Genomic DNA, 13022 nt, shown 5'->3' on the forward strand with positions numbered 1-13022 from the left:
AGCCGGCGTCCGGCGACAGCAAGACAGGCAAGACAGCAAGGCAGCAAGAAGGGCCCCACCGTGCGGCAGGGCCCTTCTTCAAGAAGACGTGACGACTGGCTAGCGCGAGCGCTTCGCGAGGCGCTCCACGTCCAGCAGGATGACCGCGCGGGCCTCCAGGCGGAGCCAGCCGCGGCCCGCGAAGTCGGCGAGCGCCTTGTTGACCGTCTCGCGGGAGGCGCCGACGAGCTGGGCCAGCTCCTCCTGGGTCAGGTCGTGCACGACGTGGATGCCCTCCTCGGACTGCACGCCGAAGCGGCGCGAGAGGTCCAGGAGCGCGCGGGCCACGCGGCCCGGCACGTCGGAGAAGACCAGGTCGGACATCTGGTCGTTGGTCTTGCGCAGACGCCGGGCGACGGCGCGCAGCAGGGCGGCGGCCACCTCGGGCCGCGCGTTCAGCCAGGGCTGGAGGTCGCCGTGGCCGAGGCCGAGCAGCTTGACCTCGGTCAGCGCGCTGGCGGTCGCCGTGCGCGGGCCCGGGTCGAACAGCGACAGCTCGCCGATGAGCTCGCCGGGGCCGAGGACCGCCAGCATGTTCTCGCGGCCGTCGGGGGATGTGCGATGGAGCTTCACCTTGCCCTCGGTGACCACGTACAGGCGGTCTCCGGGGTCGCCCTCGTGAAAGAGCGCGTCTCCGCGTGCGAGGGTCACCTCACTCATGGAGGCGCGGAGCTCCGCGGCCTGCTCGTCATCGAGCGCCGCGAAGAGCGGGGCGCGCCGCAGAACGTCGTCCACGAGTTCTCTCCTTGTCGACCTGCTCAGGGGATCTTGCTCCCCCGTGTGCCGGGGACCGTGTTCCCCATCTTGCCGGACGGTCCAAACAGTGTGATCAGTCACAAGTCTGCCGTACAGGTGTGTCCAGCAGTGCGGCAGGGGGCCAATTGGGGGCCGATCTCCGAGGGCCGGGGCGGATGTCGGTGGTGGGCTTTAGGCTGGCCGGGTGTCCAAATCGCCGGTGAGAGCACAGGCCAAGGGGGCTGGACGGGTGGTTGCACGTCGCGATTCCGCTGTGGGCGAACAGGACCCCGACGGAGCGAAGAAAACGACAAAAGCGGCAGGGGCCGGACCGGCCAAGAGGTCGGCAGGGGCCGCCGGGAAGGCCGCGGGGGTTGCGGCCTCGGAGATGGCCGCGACCGCGAAGAAGGCCGCCGCCGTCAAGAGAGCCGCGTCCGCCAAGAAGGCTGCCGCCCCGAGCAGGAAGGCTGCCGCGAGCAAGCAGGCTGCCGCCGCGAAGAGGACCGCCAAGAAGAGCACGCCGTCCAAAGCACTCGCCAAGAAGAGCGCACCATCCACGGCACCGGCCAAGAAGGCCTCGGCGTCGAGGGCACCCGCGGCGAAGACCACGCCCGCGGCGAAGAACGCACCCGCGGGGAAGACCACGCCTGCGACGAAGAACGCACCCGCGAGGAAGAACGCGCCTGTGAAGGCGACCGCCAGGAAATCCGCACCCGCCAAGAAAGCCGCACCCGCCGCAGTGACCCCCGCCAAATCCACTCCCGCCAAAGCAGCCTCCGTCAAAGCCACTCCCGCCAAATCCGCCCCCACCAAAGTCGCCCCCGCCAAGCCTCCCCGGAACGAGTCGCACACGGCACTCGTCCGGCGGGCGCGCCGTATCAACCGTGAGCTCGCCGAGGTGTACCCGTACGCCCACCCGGAGCTGGATTTCGAGAACCCCTTCCAGCTGGTGGTCGCCACGGTCCTGTCGGCGCAGACGACCGACCTGAGGGTGAACCAGACGACGCCGGCGCTCTTCGGGAAGTACCCCACGCCCGAGGACCTGGCCGCGGCGAACCCGGAGGAGGTCGAGGAGATCCTCCGGCCGACCGGGTTCTTCCGGGCCAAGACCAAGTCGGTGATAGGCCTCTCCAAGGCGCTGCGGGACGACTTCGGGGGCGAGGTCCCCGGCCGCCTCGAAGACCTCGTCAAACTGCCCGGCGTGGGCCGCAAGACCGCCTTCGTCGTCCTCGGCAACGCCTTCGGCCGCCCCGGCATCACCGTCGACACCCACTTCCAGCGGCTCGTACGACGCTGGCAGTGGACCGACCAGACGGAGCCCGACAAGATCGAGGCGGCCATCGGCGGGCTCTTCCCGAAGAGCGAGTGGACGATGCTCTCGCACCACGTGATCTTCCACGGCCGCCGTATCTGTCACGCCCGCAAGCCCGCCTGCGGTGCCTGCCCGATCGCCCCGCTCTGCCCGGCGTACGGAGAGGGCGAGACGGACCCGGAGAAGGCCCAGAAGCTCCTGAAGTACGAGAAGGGCGGCTTCCCGGGCCAGCGCCTCAACCCTCCGCAGTCGTACCTTGACGCGGGCGGCATCGCCGCACCCCCGCTGGGAGCGACCGCGCCCGGCGCACCCGCGTCCGGAGCCTCCGCCCCCGGCGCACCCGTCTCCGCCGGCCCCGCGCCCGGTTCACCCGCGCGGGAGGCGGGATGACGGAACGATCTGCGGACCCGCGGGCGTTGAGAGCAGCAGAACGGGGGTGGCGATGACGCGCGCGAGTCACACGCACGACATGCAGGACGGCGATCTGGTCCTGACCAAGGACGGCCTGCCGGGCTGGCTGGACCCGGTGGTGCATGCGGTGGAGACGGTGGAGCCGCTCCAGCTGAGCCGCTTCCTGCCGCCGGAGGACGGCGGCGGGCGCCAGTCGGCCGTGCTGATCCTGTTCGGCGAGGGGGAGTTCGGCCCCGAGCTGCTGCTCATGGAGCGGGCGAGTTCGCTCAGGTCGCATGCCGGGCAGCCGTCGTTCCCCGGTGGCGCCCTCGACCCCGAGGACGGCGACCCGAAGGCCGACGGGCCGTTGCGGGCCGCTCTCCGCGAGGCCGAGGAGGAGACCGGGCTCGACCCCCGAGGTGTCCAGCTCTTCGGCGTGCTCCCGAAGCTCTACATCCCGGTGAGCGGCTTCGTGGTCACCCCTGTGCTGGGCTGGTGGCGTGAGCCGACACCGGTCGGCGTGGTCGACCCGGCGGAGACGGCCCGCGTCTTCACGGTCCCCGTGGCGGATCTCACGGACCCCGGCAACCGCGCGACGGCCGTGCACCCGCGCGGCCACGCAGGTCCGGCATTCCTGGTCGAATCCGCCCTGGTCTGGGGCTTCACGGCCGGAATCATCGACCGCCTCCTGCACTACGCGGGCTGGGAACGACCTTGGGACCGCGACAAGCAGGTCCCGCTCGACTGGCGCGCATGACAGGGTGGCACCCGTGCTGTGTCTTCCCGGGGGCCGCGACATGAGCGGCTGCGCCGGGTGTCCCCGGACCCCCGGCCGAGGCACGGCCACCGCAAAGTGATGAGGCGAGGCTTGAAGCAGTGAACGTGCTGGACATCCTGTTGCTGGTCGCCGCCGTGTGGTTCGCGATCGTGGGCTATCGCCAGGGGTTCGTCGTAGGCATCCTGTCGGTGATCGGATTCCTGGGCGGCGGTCTCGTCGCGGTCTACCTCCTGCCGGTCATCTGGGGCGCGATGACGGACGACGCGGAGGTCGGCACGACCGCCGCCGTCGTCGCCGTGGTCGTCGTGATCGTCTGCGCCTCGGTCGGCCAGGCCCTCACCACCCATCTCGGCAACAAACTGCGCCGGTACATCACCTGGTCCCCGGCCCGCGCCCTGGACGCCACGGGCGGCGCCCTCGTCAACGTCGTGGCGATGCTCCTCGTCGCCTGGCTGATCGGCTCGGCCCTGGCCGGTACGACACTGCCGACGCTCGGCAAGGAGGTCCGCAACTCCAAGGTGATGCTCGGCGTGGACCGGGCCCTGCCCAACCAGGCCGACACCTGGTTCGCCGGCTTCTCCTCGGTCCTCGCGCAGAACGGCTTCCCGCAGGTCTTCAGCCCCTTCTCGAACGAGCCGATCAACGACGTGGATCCCCCCGACCCGGCCCTCGCGAGCAGCCCGGTCGCCGCCCGCGCCCAGCGTTCCATCGTCAAGGTCACCGGCACCGCCCAGAGCTGCGGCAAGGTCCTCGAAGGCACCGGATTCGTCTTCGGCCCGCGCCGCGTGATGACCAACGCCCATGTGGTGGGCGGCGTGGACGAGCCGTACGTCCAGATAGGCGGCGAGGGCAAGCGGTACGCCGCGAAGGTCGTCCTCTACGACTGGGAGCGCGACATCGCCGTACTCGACGTACCCGATCTGAACGCGCCCGCCCTGAAGTTCACCACCAAGGAAGCGACCAGGGGGGACGACGCGATCGTCGCGGGCTTCCCGGAGAACGGCTCGTACACGGTCAACCCGGCGCGGGTGCGCGGACCCATCACGGCCAACGGCCCGGACATCTACCACCGGGGCACCGTGCAGCGGAAGGTCTACTCCGTGTTCGCGACCGTGCGCCAAGGCAACTCCGGCGGCCCGCTGCTCACCGCGACCGGCGAGGTGTACGGCGTGGTGTTCGCGAAGTCCCTCGACGACGCCGACACGGGGTACGCGCTGACCGTGGAAGAGGTCCAGGAGGACATCACCAAGGGTCGTACCGCCAACCAGCAGGTGGGCAGCGACAGTTGCGCGCTGTAGTCCGGGGGCGCGGAGGGCTCGGCCGACGGGAGTCGCACGGGCGACGGTCCGAGGGTTCAGGCCGCGCGGATCCTCAGTCGCGCGGGTGACGCAGGCGCGCCGAGACCCAGCGGGCACGGCGCTTCAGAATGTGCGGGATTCCCAGCCGAGGATCCGTGCCCTGCAGCTGCGGGGCTCCCCTCTGATGGGAGCTCAGGCCACTGGCCGAGCGGCGGTTTCGTGCTGCGTCACTGTAGTCGTGCGTCCAGCCCATACCCCGACGTCTGCCCCTGCCCCAAGGTCGATAACCGCCCCCACGCCCCCCAATCGGCCTATGCGTCGGGCAATTGGCCGTTCGTAGAACAGGCGTTCCCGAGACCTGTGGGGCGCGTGGTGCGAGTTCCTCGCCGAACAGCCCCCGACCTGCGGCGCGATGCCTCAGCGGTCCGGCTCGGGGTCCTTCAGCCAGTTCACCAGTTCGGTGGAGAAAGCCACGGGATCCTCCTCGTGGGGAAAGTGCCCGAGCCCGTCGAACAGGCGCCAGCGGTACGGCGCTTCGACGTACTCCCCGGACCCTGCGGCACTCCGTGTGCGCATCACCGGATCGAGCGAGCCGTGCAGATGCAGCGTCGGCACCCGCACCGGCCGCTTCATACGGCGGTTGAACTGAATACCGTCCGGACGGGCCATCGAGCGGACCATCCACCGGTACGGCTCCAGCGAGCAGTGCGCCGTCGACGGGATGAGCATCGCCCGCCGGTACGCCTCCACGGCCTCGTCGTCCGGCAGCCGCGGCCCGGACCAGTCCCGGACGAGTTCGCCGACCAGGGCCCCCTCGTCGGCGAGCAGTTGGCGCTCGGGGATCCAGGGTCGCTGGAAGCCCCAGATGTACGAGCCGGCCGCGGTCTGCTTCATGTCCGAGAGCATCGCGGAGCGCCAGCGCCGGGGGTGCGGCATCGAGGAGACCACGAGCCGGCGGACCAGCTTGGGGCGCATCACGGCCGCGGTCCATGCCAGGTAGCCGCCGAGGTCGTGGCCGACGAGCGCGGCGTCGGGCTCGCCGAGGGACCGTACGACGCCGGTGATGTCGAGGGCGAGGTTGGCGGGGTCGTAGCCGCGCGGGGTGCGGTCGCTGCCGCCGATGCCCCGCAGGTCCATCGCGACCGCGCGGAAGCCCGCGTCGGAGAGCGCCACCAGCTGATGCCGCCAGGTCCACCAGAACTGCGGGAAGCCGTGCAGCAGCAGGACGAGCGGTCCGTCGCCCATCTCGGCGATGTGGAAGCGCGCGCCGTTGGCGGCGACATCCCGGTGGGTCACCTGTTTTCCGCCGGGCACGTCGAGCCGTACGACCGAGGTGGGCTGTGCCGAAGGTGTGGCGGGGTCCGTCATGAGGACGAGCGTGCCACAGCCTTGACGGTGTCACCGACCGGGTCGGCCGCGGTCACCTGACGGGGGTGCGGCTTCACGTTCTGCAGTACGGCAGCCGATTCCTTGACCGAGGCGGCCGTCTTCTGCGGGCCCTGGCCCTTCTTGGCCTTCTTGGCGAAGATCACGCCGATCAGCGCGAGGACGCCCGCGACCACGACGTTCGCGGCGAACGACAGCAGGAAGCAGACCGCCAGGTTCCAGTCGCTCCAGGTGCGGATGCCGTACGCCAGGGCGAAGCTCAGCATGGGCAGGGAGAAGATCAGTACCGCACCGGCCGCCGTGAACGCGCCGCCGCCGACCGCTCCGCGCTTGACGTCCCGCTTGAGCTGCGCCTTCGCCAGTGCGATCTCGTCGTGCACCAGCGCGGACATCTCGGTCGTCGCCGAGGCGAACAGCTGGCCGATGCTGCGTTCGGCGCCGACCGGGCTGCCGTCGGGTGCGCTCATCGCGTTCTCCCTGTTGTCTTGTCGCCGTTGTCTTGCGTCATCTGTCGTCTGTCGTCGTGGAGCTGTGCACGTTTTGGGTACGTGTGGACCGTACGTGCCGGACCGGGCGTATCGGAACGTGCGTAACGGACCGTGCGTGTCAGATCATGCCGGACCGTCGTTCTCCTCGCTTGCCCCGCCCGTCACTTCGGCAAGCCTTCGGTGCTCGGCGGCCTTGCGCTCGTGGATCTCGGCCATCCGCAGGTGGTAGGCGGGATTGTCCTGTTCGTAGATGTCGGGGATGCCGTCGAGGTCGTCGTCGCGCTCCTCGTCCTCCCACAGCCTGCGGTACTTGGCGTTGCGTACCTTCAGCAGGACGGCCGACAGTGCGGCCGCGATCAGGGAGCCCATCAGGACGGCGGCCTTGACCTCGTCGGTGAGCGCCTTGTCGCCCGCGAAGGCGAGTTCCCCGATGAGCAGCGAGACGGTGAAGCCGATGCCGGCGAGCGAGGACACCGCGAAGACGTCGGGCCAGGCCAGGTCGTCGGAGAGCGAGGCCCTGGTGAAGCGGGCCGTCAGCCAGGTGCCGCCGAAGATGCCGACCGCCTTGCCGACGACCAGACCGAGCACGACACCGAGGGTCTCCGGCTGGGTGAACACCTCGCCGAGCGCGCCGCCCGACACCGCGACCCCGGCGCTGAACAGCGCGAACAGCGGCACGGCGAGGCCCGCCGACAGGGGGCGTACGAGATGCTCGACGCGCTCGCCGGGAGAACGCCGCTCGCCTTCGTCCTTGCGGGTGGTGCAGCGCAGCATCAGCCCCATCGCGACCCCGGCGATCGTGGCGTGGACGCCGCTGTTGTACATCAGCCCCCAGATCACCAGGGCGAGCGGCACGTACACGTACCAGCCGTGTACGCCCCTGCGCAGCAGCAGCCAGAAGACGGCGAGGCCGGCGGCGGCGCCGCCGAGCGCCGCGAAGTTCAGGTTCTCGGTGAAGAACACCGCGATGATCAGGATCGCGAAGAGGTCGTCGACGACGGCGAGCGTGAGCAGGAAGGCGCGCAGGGCGCTCGGCAGCGACGTACCGATGACGGCGAGGACGGCGAGCGCGAAGGCGATGTCGGTCGCGGTCGGTACGGCCCAGCCGTCGAGCGAGCCGCCGCCGGTGACGTTGACCAGTGTGTAGACGAGCGCGGGCACGGCCATGCCGCACAGCGCGGCGACGACCGGGAGGGCGGCCGCCCGCGGGTCCCTGAGGTCACCGGCGACCATCTCGCGCTTGAGCTCGATGCCGGCGACGAAGAAGAAGACCGCGAGGAGGCCGTCGGCGGCCCAGTGCTCGATGGAGAGGTCCAGGCCGAGCGAGGCGGGTCCGACGTGGAAGTCCCTGACCGACTCGTAGCTCTCCCGGATCGGGGTGTTCGCCCAGATCAGCGCGGCGATCGCGGCGGCGAGCAGGAGGACTCCGCCGACCGTCTCGGTGCGCAGCGCGTCCGTGACGAAGGTCCGCTCGGGCAGCGAGAGCCGTCCGAGGACCTTGCGGTTTCTGCCGGGAGCGGGAGAGGGAGAGGGCGCGGACACGGGATCGACCTCCGGTCGGTAGGCATGACTGAGCACTTGCCGACCAGACTTCCCGGCGCACCTTTTGAGATCTCTGGGATCTCCGACGTTCCCTTGTCGCGTTGTTTACGCGCTCCTCAGCCTACCCAAGATGCGGCCGGACCTGTCCGGTGATCTTCAGGCTAGATGCGAGAGGGGCACCCGGCGCGTCCTGCGCCGGGTGCCCCTCTAGTGCTCTGCGTCAGTCCTCGCTGGATGCCGCCGGGAGCTTCGACTGGATGAGGTCCATCACCGTGGAGTCGGTGAGCGTGGTGACGTCACCGAGCTGACGGTTCTCCGCGACGTCACGCAGCAGCCGGCGCATGATCTTGCCCGAACGGGTCTTGGGCAGCTCGGCCACCGGCAGGATCCGCTTCGGCTTGGCGATCGGGCCGAGGGCCTTCGAGACGTGGTCGCGCAGGTCGCCCACGAGACTCTCGGTCTCCGACGCCGTACCGCGCAGGATCACGAAGGCCACGATCGCCTGGCCGGTCGTCTCGTCGGCCGCGCCCACGACCGCCGCCTCGGCGACCGACGGGTGCGAGACAAGCGCCGACTCGACCTCGGTGGTCGAGATGTTGTGCCCGGACACGAGCATCACGTCGTCCACCCGGCCGAGCAGCCAGATGTCGCCGTCGTCGTCCTTCTTGGCGCCGTCGCCCGCGAAGTACTTGCCCTCGAAGCGCGACCAGTACGTGTCAAGGAACCGCTGGTCGTCGCCCCAGATGGTGCGCAGCATCGACGGCCACGGCTCGGTGAGCACGAGGTACCCGCCGCCGCCGTCGGGCACTTCCCGCGCCTCGTCGTCGACGACGGTCGCGGCGATCCCGGGCAGCGCCCGCTGCGCCGACCCGGGCTTGGTCTCGGTGACACCCGGCAGCGGCGAGATCATCATCGCGCCGGTCTCGGTCTGCCACCAGGTGTCCACGATCGGGGTGCGGTCGCCGCCGATGTGCTTGCGGTACCAGATCCACGCCTCGGGGTTGATCGGCTCACCCACCGAGCCCAGCACCCGCAGGCTGCTGAGATCGAACTTCGCGGGGATGTCGTCGCCCCACTTCATGAACGTACGAATGGCCGTCGGCGCCGTGTAGAGGATCGTCACGCCGTACTTCTGCACGATCTCCCAGAAGCGCCCCTGGTGCGGGGTGTCCGGTGTGCCCTCGTACATCACCTGCGTCGCGCCGTTCGCCAGCGGCCCGTACGTGATGTACGAGTGGCCGGTGACCCAGCCGATGTCGGCCGTGCACCAGTAGACGTCGGTCTCCGGCTTGAGGTCGAAGACGGCGTGGTGGGTATACGCGGCCTGGGTGAGGTAGCCGCCGGAGGTGTGCAGGATGCCCTTCGGCTTACCCGTCGTCCCCGAGGTGTAGAGGATGAACAGCGGGTGCTCGGCGTCGAACGCCTCGGGGGTGTGCTCGGCGGACTGCTTGGCCGTGATCTCGTGCCACCACACGTCACGGCCCTCGGTCCAGGCGACGTCCTGGCCCGTACGGCGCACCACGAGCACCTTGTCCACGCCGTCGACCCGGGAGACCGCCTCGTCGACGGCCGGCTTGAGCGCGGAGGGCTTGCCGCGGCGGTAGCCGCCGTCCGAGGTGATCACCAGCTTGGCGTCGGCGTCCTGGATGCGGGTGGCGATGGCGTCGGCCGAGAAGCCGCCGAAGACCACGGAGTGCGCGGCGCCGATGCGGGCGCAGGCCAGCATCGAGACGACGGCCTCGGGGATCATCGGCAGGTAGATGGCGACCCGGTCGCCCTTCTCGACCCCGAGCTCCGTCAGGGCGTTCGCCGCCCGGGAGACCTCGTCCTTCAGCTCGGCGTAGGTGATGGCGCGGCCGTCACCCGGCTCGCCCTCGAAGTGGATGGCGACCCGGTCGCCGTTCCCTGCCTCGACGTGGCGGTCCACGCAGTTGTACGCGACGTTGAGCCTGCCGTCCTTGAACCACTTGGCGAACGGTGGGTTCGACCAGTCCAGGGTCTCGGTCGGCTCGGTGGCCCAGGTCAGCCGGCGGGCCTGCGCGGCCCAGAAGCCGAGCCTGTCAGCCTTGGCCTGCTCATACGCCTCCGCGGTGACGTTGGCGTTCGCGGCCAGGTCGGCGGGCGGCGCGAACCTGCGCTCTTCCTTCAGCAGGTTGGCCAGGCTTTCGTTGCTCACGACATCTCCCTTTCCCAGGGTGTCCGTTGTGTCCCAGGCCACAGCTCATCAGACGGGGACCCCTGGTGACAAGGGCCGTCCGGGAATTGGTTTAGACCTGTGGGCAGGATCATGTGTGCGTGCGGCCTCCCGCGGACACGGGGGGCCACACGTTCTCACGGACGGGGAAGGGGCGCGGTTCAGGCTCGCGGACGGGGCGGGCCTCCGGGAGGGGGCCGGACGGGCTGATGGGAGAGGGCTCGCGGGGTTTCTGGAACGGGTGGTTCAGGCAGGTGTGTCGTGCAGCGCCGTCGCCGCGACCCGGTCGAATACCTCGGCGTCCGGCTCCTCGTGGTGAGCGCGCTCCTTGAGGAGGTACGCCTGGGCCTCGCCCACGTGGAAGTACATCCCGTGCAGTTCGAGTGCGCCCTCCTGCAGCGCCCGCGCCACGGAGTCGTGCGCCCGCAGATGCTCCAACTGCTGCACCACGTTGGTCAGACAGAGCTGCTCGACGGCGTCGGCCGGTGTCCGTCCGGCGATGCGCGTCCAGGGCCGGTCCTTGGCGGCCATCCGCTCCAGACTCGGCAGCCCGTGCCGCAGCCACCGCTTCAACGGCGTCTGCGCGCCACCCGGTTCGGTGTTCATCAGCGCCTGCATCGCCCCGCAGCCGGAGTGCCCGCACACGGTGATGGACCGCACCTGCAGCACCTCCACCGCGTACTCGATGGCGGCCGCGACCGAGTCGTCGGCGCTCTCCTCGCCGGGGGGCGGCACGAGATTGCCGACGTTCCGTACGACGAAGAGGTCGCCCGGGCCGCTTGAAGTGATCATCGATGTGACCAGCCGGGAGTCGGCGCAGGTCAGGAAGAGCTGAGAGGGCCGCTGCCCCTCCCGCGCGAGCCGGGCCAGCTCGCCGCGCACCAGGGGTGCGGTGTTGCGCTGGAACGAGCTGATGCCGCTGGCCAGTTGATGCCCGCTCGGGCGCCCGCCCTGCGGGGCGCTCTCGGGGCGCTCGCAGTGGTGGTTGCGCCAGGGCGTCCAGGGCCGGCAGTGGCAGTGCGAGGTCTCTCCGGTGCCCCCCTTGACGTGGGGCGCGGCCAGCCGGGTTCCGGTGCGTCCGGTCAGCTCGACGGAACCGCCCTGCGCGAGATGCGTGCTCTGCCAGTCGTGCAGCGATTCGTACGCCGCGTGGTCCATGAAGGAGCCGTCCAGCTCGACCACGGCATCGGCCCCCTGGGGCACGAGATGCAGTGTCCGGCTGAGACGTGGCACGGCGAGGAACGTCAACTGCCCGCGTACGCGCACGTGGTGGACGCCCGCCGAGTCCTCGTCGTGGGTGATCCGGGTGCGGGTGAGCCGGTGCATGGCGACTCCGACGGCCACGGCGACCCCCAGCAGGACACCCTCCAGCACGCCGAGGACGACGACGCCGAGGGTCGTGACCGCGTACACCAGCACTTCCCGGTGGCGGGTGACCGTGCGGATGTGGTGCAGGGACACCATCTGGATACCGACGGCCATCACCAGGGCGGCGAGCGCCGCGAGGGGGATGAACTCCAGGACCGGGACCATCAACAGGGCGGCGACCACCACCCAGACGCCGTGCAGCATCGTGGAGTTCCGGCTGACCGCGCCCGCCTGCACGTTCGCCGAGCTGCGCACGGCCACGCCCGCGACGGGGAGCCCGCCGAGCGATCCGGAGACGATGTTGGCGGCGCCCTGTCCGAGCAGCTCGCGGTCGAGGTCGGAGCGCTTCTGCTGGGTCGGCCGACCGGCCGTGAGCTTGTCCACGGCGACGGCGCCGAGAAGCGACTGGACACTGCAGACCAGCGTGACGGTGAGCACGGCGGCGGTGATCCCGAGTGCCGGGCCCTCGGGCAGCCCGGCCAGCGCGTGGCTCCGCCAGGACGGCAGGTCGACCTTGGGCAGGGTGAGCCCGGCGAGTACCGCTGTCGTGGTGGCCGCGGTGACGGCGACGAGTGCGGCAGGCACCCTGCGAAGGGCTCGTCCCACGCGTCCGGGGATCCGGGTCCAGGCCAGCAGGAGGATCAGCGTCAGGGCGCTCATCGACAGCGCCGCCACCTGAGGATGGGCCAACTGTCCGGGCAGCTCCCGCACGTTGGCGACGACCGAGCTGCGCGGGGAGCCGCCGAGCACGATGTGCAGCTGGGCGACGGCGATGGTGATGCCGATGCCGGCCAGCATGCCGTGCACGATCGCGGGGCTGACGGCGAGCGCCGAGCGGGCCACTCGCAGGAAGCCCAGGGCGAGTTGGGCAAGACCGGCGAGGACGGTGATGGCGCAGGTCGTGCGCCAGCCGAACTTCTGGATGAGGTCGGCGGTGACCACCGTGAGCCCGGCGGCGGGGCCGCTCACCTGGAGCGGGGCGCCGCCGAGGCGGCCTGCCACCAGTCCGCCCGCGGCGGCGGCGACGAGCCCCGCCTGCAGCGGAGCCCCGGTGGCGAGGGCGATGCCCAGGGACAGGGGAAGGGCGATCAGGAAGACGGCGATCGACGCGGACAGATCGGCGCCGGCGATCCGAGGGACACGGGGGAGCCGGGGGGTTCGGCGGCGCTCGGGCGGGCTGTGCGGCCGCCCCTCGTCCGGCATGTGCGATGAGTCGTCGGTGCGGGTGGGGACGCAGGCAGGCATGGTTCCCGTCTTCCTCCGGGGCTACGCGGTCGCTTGGGGCGCGGCCGTGGGTCACGGCGTACAGCGGCGGGATTTCTCAACGCTCGGTAAATGAATCGTAATGGAGAGTAAAGGACGTGTGCGAAAAAGTAGCGCAAATGGGTCAACAGTTCACCTTGAGGGGTGATTAATCATTTTGATCGGCTTGTCGTACTAATTCCTTCCTGGACCCCTGCGATCTTGGGGGAGCTGTCGGTTTCTGTCCGTT

At 70.3% G+C, this 13022-nt stretch carries 10 protein-coding genes; 3 read left to right on the forward strand and 7 right to left on the reverse strand.

Annotated features, from left to right (window positions below; all coding sequences use genetic code 11):
• Positions 1-99: 99 nt before the first annotated feature.
• Positions 100-774 carry a Crp/Fnr family transcriptional regulator gene (locus tag OG718_RS30360; RefSeq protein ID WP_016642758.1) on the reverse strand — a complete coding sequence of 225 codons (675 nt, stop codon included), beginning with the start codon at positions 772-774 and terminating at the stop codon, positions 100-102.
• A gap of 388 nt (positions 775-1162) precedes the next feature.
• On the opposite strand from OG718_RS30360, the gene nth reads away from it, so the two are divergent.
• The 3 genes from nth (at position 1163) to OG718_RS30375 (ending at position 4552) form a co-directional block, all read left to right on the forward strand.
• On the forward strand, positions 1163-2476 hold the full coding sequence (gene nth, locus OG718_RS30365) for an endonuclease III (protein WP_328845692.1): 1314 nt from the start codon (positions 1163-1165) through the stop codon (positions 2474-2476).
• A gap of 52 nt (positions 2477-2528) precedes the next feature.
• Positions 2529-3233, forward strand: coding sequence for an NUDIX hydrolase (locus tag OG718_RS30370; protein WP_328845693.1), 705 nt, complete (start codon positions 2529-2531; stop codon positions 3231-3233).
• A 119-nt stretch (positions 3234-3352) separates the two neighbouring features.
• Positions 3353-4552 (forward strand): MarP family serine protease, encoded by a 1200-nt coding sequence (locus OG718_RS30375; RefSeq protein ID WP_143640291.1) that lies wholly within the window; start codon positions 3353-3355, stop codon positions 4550-4552.
• Positions 4553-4625: 73 nt separating this feature from the next.
• Here OG718_RS30375 and OG718_RS30380 read toward each other — a convergent pair whose 3' ends face one another.
• The 6 genes from OG718_RS30380 to OG718_RS30405 form a co-directional block, all read right to left on the reverse strand.
• Positions 4626-4805, reverse strand: a complete 180-nt coding sequence (locus tag OG718_RS30380; protein WP_079053496.1) for a hypothetical protein — start codon at positions 4803-4805, stop codon at positions 4626-4628.
• Between the two features lie 164 nt (positions 4806-4969).
• Positions 4970-5920 (reverse strand): alpha/beta fold hydrolase, encoded by a 951-nt coding sequence (locus OG718_RS30385; protein WP_143640293.1) that lies wholly within the window; start codon positions 5918-5920, stop codon positions 4970-4972.
• Entirely contained in the window at positions 5917-6405 is a 489-nt protein-coding gene (locus OG718_RS30390; protein ID WP_306939248.1) for a phage holin family protein, read from the reverse strand. Before OG718_RS30390 ends, OG718_RS30385 begins: the two co-directional genes overlap by 4 nt.
• A 144-nt stretch (positions 6406-6549) precedes the next feature.
• Positions 6550-7968, reverse strand: coding sequence for a Na+/H+ antiporter NhaA (gene nhaA / locus OG718_RS30395; protein ID WP_328845694.1), 1419 nt, complete (start codon positions 7966-7968; stop codon positions 6550-6552).
• Positions 7969-8188: 220 nt separating this feature from the next.
• On the reverse strand, positions 8189-10186 hold the full coding sequence (acs, locus tag OG718_RS30400; RefSeq protein ID WP_143640298.1) for an acetate--CoA ligase: 1998 nt from the start codon (positions 10184-10186) through the stop codon (positions 8189-8191).
• Positions 10187-10408: 222 nt separating this feature from the next.
• Entirely contained in the window at positions 10409-12775 is a 2367-nt protein-coding gene (locus tag OG718_RS30405) for a bifunctional SulP family inorganic anion transporter/carbonic anhydrase (protein ID WP_143640300.1), read from the reverse strand.
• Positions 12776-13022 lie beyond the last annotated feature (247 nt).

The sequence above is a fragment of the Streptomyces sp. NBC_00258 genome, from assembly GCF_036182465.1.
Classification (GTDB): domain Bacteria; phylum Actinomycetota; class Actinomycetes; order Streptomycetales; family Streptomycetaceae; genus Streptomyces.

What these genes read in the sequence shown, in the direction of transcription:
- OG718_RS30370 (WP_328845693.1), top strand. Translation starts at nt 2,529, where the DNA reads ATGACGCGCGCGAGTCACACGCACGACATGCAGGACGGCGATCTGGTC.
- nth (WP_328845692.1), top strand. Translation starts at nt 1,163, where the DNA reads ATGGCCGCGACCGCGAAGAAGGCCGCCGCCGTCAAGAGAGCCGCGTCC.
- OG718_RS30385 (WP_143640293.1), bottom strand. Translation starts at nt 5,920, where the DNA reads ATGACGGACCCCGCCACACCTTCGGCACAGCCCACCTCGGTCGTACGG.
- OG718_RS30390 (WP_306939248.1), bottom strand. Translation starts at nt 6,405, where the DNA reads ATGAGCGCACCCGACGGCAGCCCGGTCGGCGCCGAACGCAGCATCGGC.
- OG718_RS30380 (WP_079053496.1), bottom strand. Translation starts at nt 4,805, where the DNA reads ATGGGCTGGACGCACGACTACAGTGACGCAGCACGAAACCGCCGCTCG.
- OG718_RS30405 (WP_143640300.1), bottom strand. Translation starts at nt 12,775, where the DNA reads ATGCCTGCCTGCGTCCCCACCCGCACCGACGACTCATCGCACATGCCG.